Raw genomic sequence first — 16,299 nt, 5'->3', positions numbered from 1 at the left:
GCGAGGTGACGACATGACGGACACGCCGGTCGGTGCAGGCGGTGCCCGGCGCCGCCGGGCGGTCCCGGCGACGGCCGCCAAGACCTCCCGCGTACGCATGTCGGCCGCCCAGCGGCGTGAGCAGTTGATCTCGATCGCCCGGCAGATCTTCGCCGAGCGCGGGTTCGACGCCACGTCGATCGAGGAGGTGGCATCCCGGGCCAGGGTCTCCAAGCCGGTGGTGTACGAGCACTTCGGCGGTAAGGAGGGGCTGTACGCCGTGGTGGTGGACCGGGAGGTCCGCAGCCTACTGGACCGGATCACCACCGCGCTGACCGCCGGTCACCCCCGCGAGTTGCTGGAGCAGGCGGCGCTGACCCTGCTCACGTACATCGAGGAGGAGACCAGCGGGTTCCGGGTGCTGGTCCGGGAGTCGCCGTTGATGTCGGCGACGGGCAACTTCAGCAGCGTGATGAACGACGTCGCACACCAGGTGGAGCACATTCTGGGCGCCGAGTTCTCCAGCCGGGGATACGATCCGAAGCTCGCCGAGCTCTACGCACAGGCCCTGGTGGGGATGGTCGCCCTGACCGGCCGTTGGTGGTTGGAGGTGCGCAAGCCCCGCAAGGAGACGGTGGCGGCGCACCTGGTGAACCTGGCCTGGAACGGCCTGTCGCACCTCGAGGCGAAGCCGGGCCTGATCACCGTCCGGAAAGGGTGATCAGGGCCGCTCGGCGCCGACCCGGTTACGTCGCTCCGCCTCGGCGTGCTCCTGTGGGCCGACCTTGTCATAGAGGCCCGTCCCGAGCAGGATCAGCCCGAAGACCATCGACACGACGACGGTCGACATCGAGAAGTTGAGGAAGTTGGCCGGGGTTTGCAGCACCGACATCATCAGGATGCTGGTGACCAGGAAGACGATGCCGGCGGTCAGATTCATGTAGTGGCCGAGGTTGCCCCGTCGGGACGCACCGACCAGGAGCACGATCCCGAAGAGAACCGAGGCCAACGAGAACGCGAGGTTGGTGCGCAGACCGAGTATCCAGTTGCCGTCGCGGCCGAAGAGCGGGTCACCGAACGTCTGGGCGACACCCCAGACACCGAAGACCAGGATGTAGAGGCCGATCAGCCCGGCGAGGACCCGATAGATCGATCGTGCCGGATGATTCACTGGAAAGTGCGCCATGTCCCCTCCGTCCGGGTAACGACATCAATCTGAATTGTCACCCGAAGAGCGGCCGCGCGTACCCCAATCCGGCCCGTGCTCGGCACCCGAACCACAGCTCAGCACGCGAGGCCAGCAGCAACGGCGAGGCTCGTCCGTGGCGGGCCGGCACCGCGCCGACAGGACCTGGCACCGTGGCCGTGCCGGACGCCGCCGTGTCAGAGCACCAATCGAGCCTTCTGCCAGGCATCCTGCTCCTCGTCGGTGCCGACCTTGCCGTACATGGCGACCATGAGAAGGACCAGACCGACCACCATCAGCACGACGACGGTGACGACGCTGAAGTTGAAGATGTTCGCCTCGGTCCGGATGAAGGCGAGACCGGCCAGGCTGAGGGCCAGCAGGGCGTACGCCAGCCACTGGTTGATCGTCACGTCGACGTTGCGGCCGATCGCGGTGCCGGCCAGCACGGCGGCCCCGAGCAGGGCGCTGAGCAGCGAGAAACCGAGGTTCGTCCCCTGGCCGAGGACCGTGGTGCCGTCCTGGGCGAGGAGTTCGTTGCCGGCGCTGGCGATGAGACCGAGCGCGCCGAAGGCGACCAGGTACAGACCGGTCAGCCCGCCGATCGCCCGGTAGATCGGCCGCGCGGGGTGGTTGACGGGGGTGTGGGCCATCTCTGAGTCTCCAACGACGTTCGAGTGCGGGTCGCCGGTGATTCTCCCGCATGTCCCGGTGTGACGCCGCACACGGCCCCGCACGTCGCCACGGGACCGTCAGCCGGCGGGGAGTTGGTCGGCGAGGGCCAGCCAGGCCTCCTCGACCTGCTCCCGTTCGGCCCGTACGTCCTTGAGCTGGGCATCGAGGTCGGCGACCGTCGCGTAGTCGGTGGCGTGGGCGGCCAGCCGGTCGAGCAGGTCGGCCTCCTTCTGTTCGAGCTTGCCGACCTGCCGTTCCAGTTTTGCCAGCTCCTTGCGGGCCTGGCGTACCTCGGCCGCGGACATGCCGGCCGGCGCCGGCGTGGCGGATTCCGCCGGCGGGCTCAGGGCGGCGTCCGGGCCCCCCTCAGCGGCCCGGACGAGGTACTCGTCGACGCCGCCGGGCAGGTGCACCAGCCGGCCGTCGCCGAACATCCCGTAAACGGAGTCGGTCACCCGCTCGATGAGGTACCGGTCGTGGCTGGCCACGACGATCGTGCCGGGCCACGAGTCGAGCAGGTCCTCCAGCGCGGCGAGGGTGTCGGTGTCAAGGTCGTTGGTGGGCTCGTCGAGCAGCAGCACGTTCGGCTCGCCGGCCAGCAGCCGGAGCATCTGGAGCCGGCGCCGCTCCCCGCCGGAGAGGTCGGCGACGGGTGTCCACAGCCGGCGGTCGTCGAAGCCGAATACCTCGGCGAGCTGAGCGGCGGAGATCTCCCGGTCACCGAGGCGGACCCGCCGGGCGACCTCCTCGACGGCCTCCAAGACGCGCAGGTGGCCGGGGAGCTCGGCGAGTTCCTGGGAGAGGAACGCTGGTCGCACCGTGGCGCCGACTGCGAAGCGGCCACCGTCCGGGCGGGTGATGCCGGCGAGCATCCGCAGCAGGGTGGTCTTGCCGGCGCCGTTGCGGCCGAGGACCGCGATCCGGTCACCGGGACCGACCTGCCAGGTGAGATCGCGCAGGATCTCCTTGGGGCCGGCGTGCAGGCGCACGTGTTCCAGGTCATACACCTGCTTACCGAGCCGGACGGTGGCGAGCCGTTGCAGCGACATGGTGTCGCGTGGAGGCGGCACGTCGGCGATGAGCGCGTTGGCCGCCTCGATGCGGAACTTCGGCTTGGAGGTGCGGGCCGGGGCACCACGACGCAGCCAGGCGATCTCCTTGCGGAGCAGGTTCTGCCGGCGGGCTTCGGTGGCGGCGGCGATCCGCTCGCGCTCGGCGCGGGCGAGCGTCCAGGCGGCGAAGCCGCCCTCGTACGCCCGGACGGCCTGGTCGGCGACCTCCCAGGTGGTGGTGCAGACCGCATCGAGGAACCACCGGTCGTGGGTGACCACGACGAGCGCGCCCTTACGGCCGAGCAGGTGTCGGGCCAGCCAGTCGACGCCGCCGACGTCGAGGTGGTTGGTTGGCTCGTCGAGGACAAGCAGATCGGAGTCGCGGACCAGCAGCGCGGCGAGGGCCACCCGGCGGCGTTCCCCGCCTGACATCGGGCCGACCGGCGCGTCGAGGCCGAGGTGGGGCATGCCGAGGCCGTCGAGGACGGCCCGGACACCAGCGTCCCCGGCCCACTCGTGCTCGGCGCCCATGCTCTCGCCGAGCCACGCGGTGCCGAGGACGACGTCCCGGACGGTGGCGTCCGGAGCGAGTTGGAGAGCTTGCGGGAGCCAGGCGACACGCAGGTCACGACGGTGCGTAACCCGGCCGTCGTCCGGCTCCTCCTGCCGGGTGAGCAGGCGCAGCAGGGTCGACTTGCCGGCGCCGTTGAGGCCGACGACCCCCACCCGGTCGCCGTCGTCGAGGCCGAGCGAGACGTCGGTGAGCAGCGGCCCGGCCGCGCCGTAGCCCTTGGACACCCGGTCCAGGTTGACGATGTTGGCCACTGCACCTCCCATGATCAGGGCGTCCCGTGCCGGCTCCGGCACCTGGGGACGCCCGGCCCAAGGGTACGCGGACCACCCCTCGCCCGGCACGGCGCGCCGCCCACCTCGATCAACTCCGTCCCGACGGGACGGTCCTTCCGGCTGACCGCGATGTCGCGAGCCGCGACGTCGCGGTGCCGGCGGCGTCCTTTCGACCAAGGCCGGCCGACGGTGGCCGGATCGGGGCAGCGCTCAGACAACCCGCGCGCCGGCGACCGGGCCGTGCGCGACGCGGGCTTCCCGGCAAACCCCGGCGGCGCGCAGTTCAACGGCGATCCGCTCCGCGTCGGCCGCGTCCGACGCCAGGAAGACACAGGTGGGCCCGGACCCGGAGACGATACCGGCGAGCGCACCGGCCGCCTCTCCCATTTTGAGCGTGTTGGCCAGGGGCGGACGCAGGGACAGAGCCGCGTCCTGGAGGTCGTTGCCGAGGGCCGCGGCGAGCACCCGGGGATCACGCTGGCGGAGTGCGGCGAACAGCATGTCGGTGCTGCCGAGGGGCGTGCCGGCGGCCCCGGCGTCGCGAAGCCGGTCGAGTTCCCGGTACGCGGCCGGAGTGGACAGGCCGCCGTCGGCGATCGCTACCACCCAGTACCAGGAGGTGGGGCGGGCCAGCACCGGGCTGACCGCCTCACCCCGCCCGGTACCGAGCGCGGTGCCGCCGTGGATCAAGAACGGCACGTCGGAGCCGAGGTCGGCGGCGATGCCCGCCAGCTCGTCGCGGGACAGCCCGGTGCCCCACAACGCGTCGCACGCGACCAGCGCCGCGGCGGCGTCGGCGCTCCCCCCGGCAAGGCCGCCGGCGAGTGGGATGTGCTTGCGCAGGTGCAGCCGGGCGTGCGGGAGGACCCCCGCGTAGCCGGCGAGGGCGTGCGCGGCCCGGACGACCAGGTTGGAGTCGTCCAGCGCCAGCTCGCCGGCGCCCTCGCCCTCCATGGTCAAAATGAGGGTGTCGCCGCGGCGGGCGGTCAACTCGTCGTGGATGGAGATCGCGTGGTAGACCGTGTTCAGCTCGTGGTAACCGTCGCGGCGCAGCGGACCCACCCCAAGATGCAAATTGACCTTGGCAGGTACCTTCACGCGCACCGGACCGCTGGCACCCCGCGGCTCGTCGTCGTCCGGTCGCCAGGCCTCGGTCACCGGGCGACGTCCCGGACGACCGACCGGATGTCGAACGGCTTGCTCACGATCAGCTCCTCGGTGGAGTCGGCGACCGGCTGGCGGCGGCGCCGTACACGTACACATGGGGACGGCCCTGGCGGGCACGGCGCCAGCCTACTGCGCGGCGCCGCCGGCGGCGGGGGCCGACGCGGCGATGGCGGCGAACTGCGCGACGGTCAGTGACTCCCCGCGTACGCCGGGATCCACCCCGGCGGCGGTGAGAGCCTCGGTCGCGCGGTCGGCGCCACCGGCCCAGCCCGCGAGGGCCGCGCGGAGGGTCTTGCGACGCTGCGCGAACGCCGCGTCCACCACGGCGAAGACCCGCTCCCGGGGTACGTCGGCACGGGGCTGATCGCGACGGGTGAACGCGACCAGTCCGGAGTCGACGTTCGGCACCGGCCAGAACACGTTGGGCGGGACCCGCCCCGCCGCACGGGCGTGGGCGTACCAGGCGAGCTTGACCGACGGCACGCCGTACACCTTGGAGCCGGGACCGGCGACGAGCCGGTCGGCCACCTCCTTCTGCACCATCACTAGGCCGCACCGGAGGGTCGGCAACTCGGCGAGCAGGTGCAGCACCACCGGCACGGCGACGTTGTACGGCAGGTTGGCCACCAGCGCGGTCGGTGCCGGGCCGGCGAGTTGCTCGGCGGTGACCCGCAGCGCGTCGGCCCGGTGGACGGTGAGCCGGGTGGCGTCGGCGCCGGCATGCCGGACGGCGGTCCCCGGCAGCGCCGCGGCGAGCGTGGGATCGATCTCGATGGCGTGCACGTGCGCGGCGACCGGCAGCAGGGCGAGGGTGAGCGAGCCGAGGCCCGGGCCGACCTCCAGCGCCACGTCGTGCGGGGCGAGCCCGGCGGTGGTGACGATCCGCCGGACCGTGTTGGGGTCGTGCACGAAGTTCTGGCCGAGTTTCTTGGTGGGTGCGACGCCGAGGCGGGCGGCAAGGTCCCGGATCTCCGCCGGGCCGAGGAGACCGGTCACGCCCCGTAGCGTATGCGGCGCGGGCACGGTGATCGGAAGGGACCCGTTTCCCCGCTTGGGCCGAGGGTCCTGGCGAACCTGTCGCGGCCACCTGTTGCGCCGGAGCGTCTGCGGTCGCTCGCCCGCTTCACCACGGGCCGAACGCGCGCTCTCCGGTTGCGGAGATCGCGGCGCAGAGGTCGTCGAGGTCGGCGCCGGTCGTGGCGGCGAGGGAGCGGACGGTGAGCGGAATCAGGTACGACGCGTTCGGCCGGCCGCGGTGCGGCATCGGGGTGAGGTACGGCGCGTCGGTCTCCACCAGAATCTGACCCAACGGGGTCAACGCGGCGGCCCCGCGGAGCGGACCGGCACTGCCGAAGGTAACCGTGCCGGCGAAGCTGAGCAGGTAGCCGCGGCGGACGCAGTCGCGGGCGAAGTCGGCGTCACCGGAGAAGCAGTGCATCACCACGGTGTCCGGAGCGCCCTCGTCGTCGAGGATCCGCAGCACGTCGGCGTGCGCCTCCCGGTCGTGGATGACCAGGGTCTTGCCGTACCGCTTGGCGATGGAGATGTGGGCGCGGAAGCTCTCCTCCTGCGCGGCGCGCCCCTCCTCGCCGGTGCGGTAGAAGTCCATTCCGGTCTCCCCGACGCCCCGCACCCGGTCCTGGGCGGTTAGCGCCTCGATGGCCCGCAGCGCCTCGTCCAGATCGGTCAGGCGGGGGGCCTCGTTGGGGTGCAGCGCGACAGTGGCGACGATCGCCGGGTACGTGCGGGCCACCTCCACGCCCCACCGGGACGACTCGACGTCGACCCCCACCTGCACCAGCCTGTCGACACCGACGGCGGCGGCCACCTCGATGGCCGTTCCGACCGGGTCGTCGACCTGGCCGGCCGACGGGTCGATCCCCCACGACTGGCTCGTCGCGTCTCGCGGGGGCACACCGGCCTCGTCGACCGTGATGTCGAGGTGGGTGTGGCTGTCCAGCACCGGACGGGGCAGCGGCTCGGGCGCGGGCGGGAACTCCCCGGCCCGGCGGGCCGCACGCTGCTTCCGGGACTCGGTCTGCTTGCTCATCGTCGCAAGCATCACACATCTGCCCTGTCCATCCACCCGTCCCCTGCTGTTCACCTGGGCTACGCCGCCCACACTTAGCGTCGCCGCGTGGACAGGCGTCGCGGGCAGGAGGTGAGAGCATGAGTGTCACCCCTCGGGCCAGCGGTGCGGCCGGGGAGCGAACAGGGCTGCATGTCGCGTACGGCGGTGCGGTGTATCCAGCCGAGGAGATCGCCCGAGGTGCCGCGTACGAGCTGTTCAGCGCGGACGAGGTGGCCGGCTTCGAGTGGGCACCCCGGCCAGGCTCCGTGCTGCCGTGGCGCACGTTCGTGCACGTCACCGAAGTAACGGCGGTCCACGGCGCGCCGGAGCCGGTTGAGGAGCCGGAGGCGCCGCTGCTGGTGCCGCTGCACCGCGAGCACGGGTGGGCGTACCTGCACCGTCTTTCCCAACAGCCGCTGGCGGCCGACGACGCGCTCCTCACGAAGGTCCGGCGGTCGGCGGTGATCCGCCCCGGCACCCGGATGGTGAAGGTCCTCTCCCCCCGGCAGCTCGCCGGCTACGTGCGCGGGTGGCTGCCGCACGGCTTCTGCTACCGGGAGTACGACGTTGCCCACCTACGCACCCCGGCGGCGACGGCGGTGCTACGCGGTGACGGCGCGGGGGCCCGGGACGGCACCGAGGTGACGTACGCGCTGCGCTGGCGGGCCGCCGACCCGGCCGACTACGACGTGCCGGTGGGCCCGGGCCACCACGGGCTGACGATGCTGACTCCCCGTGACCGGCTGGGTGCTGCGGTGCTCGGCACCGGTTTCGTCCCGAGCAGCAGTCAGTTGGTGCCCGAGTTCGTCACCAGGGACTTCGCCGACCTGCCGATGCCGGCGAACGCCGCCCTGCTCGCCTACCCCGCCGACGGGACCGAGGTGGTGCTGTACACCTACCAGGCGGAGCAGCGGGGCTGGCTGCGGATGGTGGGCCCGCAGTGGCGGCACCTGCTGGCCGCGGTGCCGGGTCTGTCGCCCGACCAGGAGTACGTGCCGACCGGGGATGCGCCCCGCTCCACCCAACTGGTCGGCGGCTACGCCGGAGGCGAGTACGAGGCGGTCGCCGACATGCCCGGCGGTTTCCGGGTGCTGGCGATGACCCGGGCCGCCCGGTACCCGGTCGACTCGGCGGCCCGTCGGGTGCGCTTCGCCCGGTGGCGGAGGGTGCCCTGCCTGGTGCTGCGGGAGGAAGCCGGCTGGCTGCGCCTGCGGCTGTGCCAGCCGGGTCCCGAGGCGGTGGCGACGACCGGCGCGCAGTGCCACGAGCGGGGCATCTACGAGGCGTGGGCGCCCGGCACCGAGGTGACCGACGACCAGGTGGTGGACCACCCGTACGTGCTCTGAGCGCCCGGATCACCGGCGCGCGCCGGTCGGCCGGCGACGCATACCGGCCGGTGGGCCGGGAATGCGCCAGGCGACCGATGAGGAGCACACCGTGGGGAGAGACGATGCCGTTCGTCACCGTGGGGACGGAGAACTCCGCCCCCATTGACCTGTATTACGAGGATCACGGTTCGGGTCAGCCGATCGTGCTGATCCACGGGTTCCCGTTCAGTGGAGCGACCTGGGAGAAGCAGGTCGGACCGCTACTGGCCGCCGGTTACCGGACGATCACCTACGACCGGCGCGGTTTCGGAAACTCCGCGCAGCCGACGTTCGGGTACGACTACGACACGTTCGCCGCCGACCTGGACGTGCTGATGACGGAACTGGACCTGCGGGACGCGATCCTGGTGGGCCACTCGATGGGCACCGGCGAGGTGACCCGCTACCTGGGGGCGTACGGATCGGACCGGGTGCAGCGGGCGGTGCTGCTCGCCCCGCTGGCGCCGTACCTGCTGCAGACGCAGGACAACCCGGAGGGTGTCGAGAAGAGTCTGTTCGACGGCTTCCAGAAGGCGATCATCGACGACCGGTTCGCCTACCTGACCCAGTTCTGCGAGAACTTTTTCAACTACCAGGAGAACAAGGGAAAGCTGGTCAGCGAGGAGGCGTTCCGGGCGCACTGGGAGATCGGCGTACGGGCGTCGGCGAAGGGCACCCATGACTGCGTGGACGCCTGGCAGACCGACTTCCGTGGTGACCTGCCGAACATCGACGTTCCGGTGCTCATCGTGCAGGGGGACAAGGACGCCGTGCTGCCGTACCCGAAGACGGGCGGCCGGCTGCAACCGATGCTGTCCGACAGCCGGCTGGTCACGCTGAAGGGCGCATCACACGGCATCCCGTGGACCAACGCGCCCGAGTTCAACCACGCGCTCATGGACTTCGTCGGAACGCCGGCCATGGCGCGCGCCTGACCGGTCGCGGACGCGATGGCGCGCGTTGGGCGTCGGTCGCGTGCTGATCGAGGCCGCCCGGCAAGCCCCGGAGGCACGGGCATCCGGGGCCGCCGCCGGGTCAACCGGCCAGCCGGGCCAGTTCCTCGTCCACGATCGACGGGTCGAGCTTACGGAAGACCGGCTTCGGCGCGGCGAGCGGCCGGCCCACCTCCAGCGGCACCGGCTGCCAGCGCGCGCCGACCGAGTAGTCACCGGTCAGCACCGGATACGCGGGCCCGCCGTCAAGGTCGTCGACCTCCTTGATCACCGGCATCGGAGCGTGCACGCCGGTACCGCCGAGCAGTTCGTGGATCTTCTGCGCGGAGTGCGGCAGGAACGGGGTGAGTAGCGTGTTCGCGTCGCTCACCACCTGCAGGGCGACATGCAGGATGGTGCCCATCCGGGGCTTGTCCGCCGCACCCTTGAGCTTCCACGGCGCCTGCTCGGACAGGTAACGGTTGGCCTCGGCGACCACCTTCATCGCCTCCCCGATGGCCTGTTTCTGCCGATGCTTGGCGATCAGCTCACCGACGGCGGTGAAGCCGGCACGGGCCACCGCGAGCAACGCTTCGTCGGCCTCGGTGAGCCCGGCCGGATCGATGGGTGGGATCGCGCCGAAGTTCTTCGCGGCCATCGAGATCGACCGGTTGACCAGGTTGCCCCAGCCGGCGACCAGTTCGTCGTTGTTGCGCCGGAGGAACTCGGCCCAGGTGAAGTCCGTGTCGTTGCTTTCCGGGCCGGCGACGGCGATGAAGTAGCGCAGGGCGTCGGCGTCGTACCGCTCCAGGAAGTCCCGGACGTAGATGACCACGCGGCGGGACGAGGAGAACTTGCGTCCCTCCATGGTCAGGAACTCGCTGGAGACCACCTCGGTCGGCAGGTTCAGCGGGCCGAGCTCGCCGGGCCGCCCGTCGTTGCTGCCCTCGCCCGAGTAGCCGGCGAGCAGGGCGGGCCAGATCACCGAGTGGAAGACGATGTTGTCCTTGCCCATGAAGTAGTACCCGCTGGACTCCTTGCCCGGCCCGTCCGCGGACCACCACCTCCGCCACGCCTCGGCGTCGCCGGAACGGCGGGCCCACTCGATCGAGGCGGACAGGTAGCCGATCACCGCGTCGAACCACACGTAGATACGCTTGTCCGGGCGGCCCCGCCAGCCCTCCAACGGGATCGGCACACCCCACTCCAGATCCCGGGTGATGGCCCGTGGCTGGAGGTCGTCCAGCAGATTCTTCGAGAAGCGCAGCACGTTCGGCCGCCAGCCCTCCCGGGTGTCCAGCCACTGCCGCAGCACGTCGGCGAGCGCCGGCAGGTCCAGGAAGAAGTGCTCCGTCTCGACGAACGTCGGCGTCTCCCCGTTGATCTTCGATTTCGGGTCGACCAGGTCGATCGGGTCGAGCTGGTTGCCGCAGTTGTCGCACTGGTCGCCGCGGGCGCTCTCGTAGCCGCAGATCGGGCAGGTGCCCTCGATGTAGCGGTCGGGCAGGGTCCGGCCCGTGGACGGTGAGATCGCACCCATGGTGGTCTTCGGGACGATGTAGCCGTTACGGTGCATCCCCTCGAACAGCTCCTGCACCACCGCGTAGTGGTTGCGGGTGGTGGTGCGGGTGAACAGGTCGTACGACAGCCCGAGGCCGTGCAGGTCCTCGACGATCACCCGGTTGTACCGGTCGGCCAGTTCGCGTGGGGTGACCCCCTCGGCGTCGGCCTGCACCTGGATCGGCGTGCCGTGCTCGTCGGTGCCGGAGACCATGAGCACGTCGTGGCCGGCCATGCGCATGTACCGGGCGAAGACGTCGGAGGGAACACCGAAGCCGGAGACATGGCCGATGTGGCGCGGGCCGTTGGCGTAGGGCCAGGCAACCGCCGCGAGAACGTGACTCATGACCAGCAAGCCTAGTGACCCGCACGGGACGGCTGCGAATCAATGGGGTGCGCGGGTCGACAGCCGCGCGTCAGCCGGGCAGGCGCCAGTCCGATTTGTCCTCGACACGCGGCCTGACGTGCCCGATGAGACACACGTACCGGTGTTGCAATGAACACCGTGAGTGGCAGACGAGCCGACGAGCATCCGGCCGGCCCGCCGGCCGGCGGCCGTCAGGAATCCGGAGCACCGCCCCGCGGGGGTGCCGTGGCACCACACCCCCGGCCGGTCCCGGCCGCACCGCCAGCGGCCGACCCCGCGGTCGAGATCGAGCCGACCACCGGGGCGCCCGTTGACTCGCTTCCGCGCCGGGTTCCGGTCCGGCAACCACGCCGGCTCCGCCGCGGCCGCTCCCGCCCCAGCGACCCACCGGACGGCGAGGAGGTATGGGCGCCGATCGAGGAGGTGCACTGGGACGGTACGCCGGTCAAGCGGGAATCGGACCCCGGCCGCGGCCGGGTGGCCCGGTTCCGGAGGTGGCGACGGCAGGTCCGCCGGCCCGCGCACCCGCCCGACCCGCTGCCCAGCCTGGTCGCCCTGGTGGCCCTCAGTCTGGTGGCGGCCTTCTTCGCCTGGGTTAGCGCAGCACCGCTGTGGCTGGCTGTCGGGCACGGCACCACCGGGCAGGTGGTGATCGACGACTGCACCGGCGGCGGGCTCACCCAGCGCTGCCGGGGCAACTTCGTCGCCTCCACCGACCGGTGGGTCGCGCACGGCGTGGTGGTGACCGGGGTGCCCCGAGAACTGACGACCTCCGGCAGCCTGGTGCCAGCCCGGATGACCGGCCCGGACGCCGGCACCGCGTACGCGGGCACCGGCGCGGGCGGGCACCTGCGCTGGCTGCTCGGGCTACTCGCCGTTGCGGGCTGCGGCGCGGGGATCGCCCACTGGACCGGGGCCACCCGGCTGGCCGACCGGCGCGCACGCCGGTGGGCGATCGCCGCCTCGGCCGCCGGCCCGCTGCTCATCACGGTCGGCTTCCTCGTGACCGCCTGGTAAGGACGACCCCGGTCAGCACCCGAGGTAGTAACTGGGCTCCCTATCGCGCACCTGCGCGGTGGACGATGTCGTAGACCTCTCGGCGGCGTAGGCCGTACTCGGTGGCGACCTCGGTGACCGCGTCGCGGCGGGATCGGCCGGCCGCCTCCCGCTCGGCCACCGCCGCGCGCAGACGGTCGTCGCCCGGGCGCTCAGCCACAACCTCCGGCGCACCGGCCACCACCAGGGTGATCTCGCCGCGCGGCGAGCCCTCGACAGCCCACCCGGCCAGCTCGCCGAGAGGGCGGCGCAGCACCTGCTCGTACGTCTTGGTCAGCTCGCGGCACAACGCGGCCGGCCGGTCGGCGCCGAACGCGGCGGCCAGGTCGGTGAGGGCGCCGGCAATCCGGTGCGGCGCCTCGAAGAAGACCAGGGTGCGCTCCTCGGCGGCGAGCGCGCGGAGCCGGGACCGACGGGCCGCGGGAGTGCGCGGCAGGAAGCCCTCGAAGCAGAACCGGTCGCTGGGCAGCCCGGACAGGGCGAGGGCGGTGGTGACCGCGCTCGGGCCGGGCGCGGCGGTGACCGACACCCCGGCGTCGAGCGCCGCCCGGACCAGCCGGTAGCCGGGGTCGGAGACGCTGGGCATCCCACCGTCGGTGACCAGGGCGACGACGTGCCCGGCGACCAGCACGTCGACAAGCTCCGGAGTGCGACGCTCCTCGTTGCCCTCGAAGTACGAGACGATCCGTCCGGGAACGGTCATGTCCAGGTCACGCGCGAGGCGCGTGAGCCGGCGGGTGTCCTCGGCGGCCACCACGTCGGCGCCGGTGAGCACCTCGCGGAAGCGGATGGACGCGTCGGCCGGATTCCCGAGCGGCGCGCCGAGGAGGATCAGACGCCCGGCAGCACGCTCTTCACCCACGAGACGTTCTCCTTCATCGATGGCCGTACGGATTCGCGGGCCGACTGACACCACCGGCCACCCTGGCAGCCTACGATCGCGGGGTGACCCAGGCGTCGACAGCGCACCCCACAGGCCAGGCCGAGCCGGAACACGTCGCTCTCACGGACCGGGACGCACCCCCCGGTGTCAGCGGAGGCGGGGTCCCCGGCATCGTGCGCCGCCGGCTGGCCACCGTCGACGCCCACCTCGACGGGCGGTCCTGGCTTGCCACCGGAGTGATCGTCGCGATCGCGGCGATCCTGCGGTTCCTCAACCTCAGCCACCCGCCGGGCAAGGTATTCGACGAGGTCTACTACGCCCGCGACGCCTGGGGGCTGGTCGACCGGGGCGTCGAGTGGAACTACCAGGACGGCGCCCCGTCGTACGTGGTCCATCCGCCTCTCGGCAAGTGGCTGATCGGGCTCGGCGAGTGGGCCTTCGGCTACTCCGACACCGAGCACGGGGTGTCGGTCGCCGGGCACCTGGTGACCACCGCCCCGGAGTTCGGCTGGCGGTTCTCGGCCGCCGTCGCCGGCACGCTGTCGGTCCTGCTGCTGGTGCGGATCGGGCGGCGGATGTTCCGATCGACGGCGCTGGGCTGCGCCGCCGGTCTGCTGCTTGCCCTGGACGGCTTTCACCTGGTGCTGTCCCGCACCGCGCTGCTCGACATCTTCCTGCTCTTCTTCGTGTTGGCCACATTCGGCGCGCTGCTGCTCGACCGGGACTCCCGGCGGCGCCGCTGGGCGCGGGCGATGGAAGCCGGCCTCGAACCACGTCGCCCCGGGCGCGCCGGCCGACCGGCCGGCGGCTGGCGGAACTGGCCGTGGTGGCGGCTGACCGCCGGGGTACTGTTCGGCTGCGCCTGCGCGGTGAAGTGGAGTGCGCTGTACTTCCTGCCGGTGTTCGCGCTGCTGGTCGTCCTCTGGGAGGTGGGTGCACGCCGTTCCGCCGGGGTACGCCGGCCGTGGCGGGACACGATGCTGGACGAGGTGCCCTGGCTCGTGGCGGCCGGGCTGCTGATGGCGGTCACGTACGTCGCCACCTGGTCCGGCTGGCTACTCGGCGACGAGGGCTACTACCGGCTGGCCGAGCGCTACCCGAACGCCCCGCTGAGCGACACCCCCGTCATCGGGGCGCTGAACAACCTCGTCGAGTACCACAAGGCCGCGTACGGCTTCCACGCACAGCTGGACGACCCGCACAAGTACCAGTCGTGGCCGTGGCAGTGGCTGCTGTTGGGGCGACCGGTGGCGTTCTACTGGTCCGGCGACGGGCCCTGCGGGGCGGCGAGCTGCGCCTCCGAGGTGCTGCTGCTCGGCACTCCCCTGCTCTGGTGGTCGTTCCTACCGGCCCTGGCCGCACTCGCCTGGCTGGGCCTCGCGCGGCGGGACTGGCGCGCCGGGGCGATCCTGCTCTGCGTGGCCGGCGGCCTGCTGCCGTGGTTCTGGTTCGCCGTCGACGGCGGCCGGACGATGTTCTCCTTCTACACCGCGCCGGCGTTGCCGTTCCTGGTGCTCGCGGTGACGTACGTGCTGGGGACGATCGTCGGACCGCCGGAGCCGGCGGTCGGGGGCGCCGCCGTGCGGGAGGCGAGCTACGACCGCCGGCTCGTCGGTGCCGTCGTCGCCGGCGCGTACGTGTTGCTGGTCGCGCTCTGCTTCGCGTACTTCTATCCGATCTTCGTCGGCGAGACGATCCCGTACGGCGACTGGTCCAACCGGATGTGGCTGGACGGCCGCTGGATCTGACCGACGGCGGCGTTCCACCATCGGGTCGCGGCGGTGTGTTCCGTCACCTCCGGGATACGAGACGGACACCTGCCGTGCTTGACCGGGCGGACTACGGTGGAGCGGGGCACACGACGAGAGGCCGCAGGTGTGTGCGGTGCGGGCCGACACCAACGCGCTGAAGTAGACGCGCTGCAAATAGACGCGCTGCAAATAGACGCGCGCTCCGATCGCCTGCCACGGGGGAAGCGGGCGATTGGAGCGCGCATGGAAGAGCTTAGCCAGCCGTGTGGAGCGGCACAATGGGGCGCCTCCGGTCAAATTTCCGACCGACGCCACACCGGACGGATGCCCTACCAACAACATGTGACGGTCCGTCCTCACGTCGGGACGGAGCGCCACAGCCGATCGGTTGCGGTGCGCACATCCCTTCCCTTCCGGTCCTGTCCGCCCGGGTTCGGGCTACAGTGGACACTCATGTCCTCGCCCCTGGGCGACGCCACAACAGCGCAGCGAGGATTCCGGCGTTGCCCGATTGCGGTACGTTGACCGACCATGGCTGTCACGACGCCGACCGTGGACCATGCGCTCGCCTGGCCAACCCGCCACCACCTACCGCACCGTCCCCCCGGCTCCGGAAGCCGCGAGGGCGTCCGCCGGCTGGTCGGCGTGCAGGCGCAGCTGGCCGTCGAGGACGACCTGACGGTTGAGCGGTCCGATGGCAGGGCCCACCTCTGCGGGAACACCGATGCGTGACCTGCTGCCACCGGCCGTCGCGGTTGCGGTCGCCGGCACCGCGGACTGGACCGGCGAGTTGCTTCCCGCCGAGCTGGCCTGCCTCGGCGAACGTGCGGTGGAGAGCCGGCGCCGCGACTTCACCGCCGGCCGCGTCTGTGCCCGCCGGGCCCTCGCCGCGCTCGGCGTGCCGCCGGTCGCGGTACCCTCCGCCACCGACCGCGCGCCGGTGTGGCCCGCCGGGATCGTCGGAGCCATCACCCACACCCGGGGCTACTGCGCCGCCGCCGCGGCCCGGTCCGGCGAGATCCGGGCGGTCGGCCTCGACGCCGAGCAGCACAAGGAACTCGCCCCGGGAGTACGCCGGCTGATCTGCCTGCCCGCGGAGGAGGCCATCCTCGCCCAGCTGCCGGCGGGCACCTCCTGGCCGGCGGTGATCTTCAGCGCCAAGGAGACGGTCTACAAGATCTGGCACCCGCTGGTCGGCACCTGGCTGGACTTCCACGACGCGCACCTGGAACTGGACCCGGAGGCCGGCACGTTCACCGCACGAATCGCCCCGGCCCGGGTGGCCGCCGCGCCCATCGCCGACCCACCGACCGTGATCCACGGTCGCTTCGCCGTCGAGCCCGCGCTCATCCGCACCGCGGCCGCCCTTGCGGCGGGGTGAGCGCCGACCGGGTCGAACCCGGCCTG

Annotated in this window: 15 protein-coding genes; 7 read left to right on the top strand and 8 right to left on the bottom strand. The window is 72.0% G+C overall.

The features are described 5' to 3' along the window. Nucleotides 1–13 precede the first annotated feature (13 nt). Complete coding sequence (locus tag QTQ03_RS23500; RefSeq protein WP_289279921.1) at nucleotides 14–700, top strand: TetR/AcrR family transcriptional regulator; 687 nt, start codon at nucleotides 14–16, stop codon at nucleotides 698–700. Here QTQ03_RS23500 and QTQ03_RS23495 read toward each other — a convergent pair whose 3' ends face one another. The 6 genes from QTQ03_RS23495 to QTQ03_RS23470 all read right to left on the bottom strand — a co-directional run bounded on the left by QTQ03_RS23495 (nucleotide 701) and on the right by QTQ03_RS23470 (nucleotide 6,967). Next, a complete protein-coding gene (locus QTQ03_RS23495) occupies nucleotides 701–1,165 on the bottom strand; it encodes a DUF4383 domain-containing protein (RefSeq protein WP_289279920.1) in 465 nt (154 codons plus the stop codon). It abuts the gene before it with no gap. Nucleotides 1,166–1,362: 197 nt separating this feature from the next. After that, nucleotides 1,363–1,818, bottom strand: coding sequence for a DUF4383 domain-containing protein (locus tag QTQ03_RS23490; RefSeq protein ID WP_289279919.1), 456 nt, complete (start codon nucleotides 1,816–1,818; stop codon nucleotides 1,363–1,365). Nucleotides 1,819–1,917: 99 nt separating this feature from the next. Continuing rightward, a complete protein-coding gene (locus tag QTQ03_RS23485; protein WP_289280959.1) occupies nucleotides 1,918–3,717 on the bottom strand; it encodes an ABC-F family ATP-binding cassette domain-containing protein in 1,800 nt (599 codons plus the stop codon). 231 nt (nucleotides 3,718–3,948) lie between these two features. Next, on the bottom strand, nucleotides 3,949–4,896 hold the full coding sequence (locus tag QTQ03_RS23480; RefSeq protein ID WP_289279918.1) for a 4-(cytidine 5'-diphospho)-2-C-methyl-D-erythritol kinase: 948 nt from the start codon (nucleotides 4,894–4,896) through the stop codon (nucleotides 3,949–3,951). 135 nt (nucleotides 4,897–5,031) lie between these two features. Continuing rightward, on the bottom strand, nucleotides 5,032–5,901 hold the full coding sequence (rsmA, locus tag QTQ03_RS23475; RefSeq protein ID WP_289279917.1) for a 16S rRNA (adenine(1518)-N(6)/adenine(1519)-N(6))-dimethyltransferase RsmA: 870 nt from the start codon (nucleotides 5,899–5,901) through the stop codon (nucleotides 5,032–5,034). 127 nt (nucleotides 5,902–6,028) lie between these two features. Beyond that, entirely contained in the window at nucleotides 6,029–6,967 is a 939-nt protein-coding gene (locus QTQ03_RS23470) for a TatD family hydrolase (RefSeq protein WP_289279916.1), read from the bottom strand. A 107-nt stretch (nucleotides 6,968–7,074) separates the two neighbouring features. Between QTQ03_RS23470 and QTQ03_RS23465 the strand changes: the two genes are divergently transcribed. Then, nucleotides 7,075–8,322, top strand: coding sequence for a hypothetical protein (locus tag QTQ03_RS23465; protein ID WP_289279915.1), 1,248 nt, complete (start codon nucleotides 7,075–7,077; stop codon nucleotides 8,320–8,322). Nucleotides 8,323–8,426: 104 nt separating this feature from the next. Then, on the top strand, nucleotides 8,427–9,278 hold the full coding sequence (locus tag QTQ03_RS23460) for an alpha/beta fold hydrolase (protein ID WP_289279914.1): 852 nt from the start codon (nucleotides 8,427–8,429) through the stop codon (nucleotides 9,276–9,278). Nucleotides 9,279–9,378: 100 nt separating this feature from the next. On the opposite strand, the gene metG is transcribed toward QTQ03_RS23460, so the two are convergent. After that, nucleotides 9,379–11,181 carry a methionine--tRNA ligase gene (gene metG, locus QTQ03_RS23455; RefSeq protein ID WP_289279913.1) on the bottom strand — a complete coding sequence of 601 codons (1,803 nt, stop codon included), beginning with the start codon at nucleotides 11,179–11,181 and terminating at the stop codon, nucleotides 9,379–9,381. A 150-nt stretch (nucleotides 11,182–11,331) separates the two neighbouring features. Between metG and QTQ03_RS23450 the strand changes: the two genes are divergently transcribed. Further along, nucleotides 11,332–12,219, top strand: coding sequence for a hypothetical protein (locus tag QTQ03_RS23450; protein ID WP_289279912.1), 888 nt, complete (start codon nucleotides 11,332–11,334; stop codon nucleotides 12,217–12,219). 40 nt (nucleotides 12,220–12,259) lie between these two features. Here the strand turns inward: QTQ03_RS23450 and rsmI are convergent, their stop codons facing one another. After that, nucleotides 12,260–13,120: a 16S rRNA (cytidine(1402)-2'-O)-methyltransferase gene (rsmI, locus tag QTQ03_RS23445; RefSeq protein ID WP_289279911.1), complete on the bottom strand. Its 861-nt coding sequence runs from the start codon at nucleotides 13,118–13,120 to the stop codon at nucleotides 12,260–12,262. Between the two features lie 83 nt (nucleotides 13,121–13,203). On the opposite strand from rsmI, the gene QTQ03_RS23440 reads away from it, so the two are divergent. From QTQ03_RS23440 to QTQ03_RS23430, 3 genes are all read left to right on the top strand, one after another. Continuing rightward, nucleotides 13,204–14,889: a dolichyl-phosphate-mannose--protein mannosyltransferase gene (locus QTQ03_RS23440; RefSeq protein ID WP_289279910.1), complete on the top strand. Its 1,686-nt coding sequence runs from the start codon at nucleotides 13,204–13,206 to the stop codon at nucleotides 14,887–14,889. A gap of 534 nt (nucleotides 14,890–15,423) precedes the next feature. Beyond that, entirely contained in the window at nucleotides 15,424–15,624 is a 201-nt protein-coding gene (locus QTQ03_RS23435; RefSeq protein ID WP_289279909.1) for a hypothetical protein, read from the top strand. Next, on the top strand, nucleotides 15,617–16,273 hold the full coding sequence (locus QTQ03_RS23430; RefSeq protein ID WP_289279908.1) for a 4'-phosphopantetheinyl transferase family protein: 657 nt from the start codon (nucleotides 15,617–15,619) through the stop codon (nucleotides 16,271–16,273). Before QTQ03_RS23435 ends, QTQ03_RS23430 begins: the two co-directional genes overlap by 8 nt. Nucleotides 16,274–16,299 lie beyond the last annotated feature (26 nt).

Origin of the sequence: Micromonospora sp. WMMA1363, from assembly GCF_030345795.1 — a bacterium.
Classification (GTDB): Bacteria; Actinomycetota; Actinomycetes; order Mycobacteriales; family Micromonosporaceae; genus Micromonospora.
The sequence above is the reverse complement of the archived record's forward strand: the minus strand, read 5'-3'. Positions and strand labels throughout refer to the sequence as shown.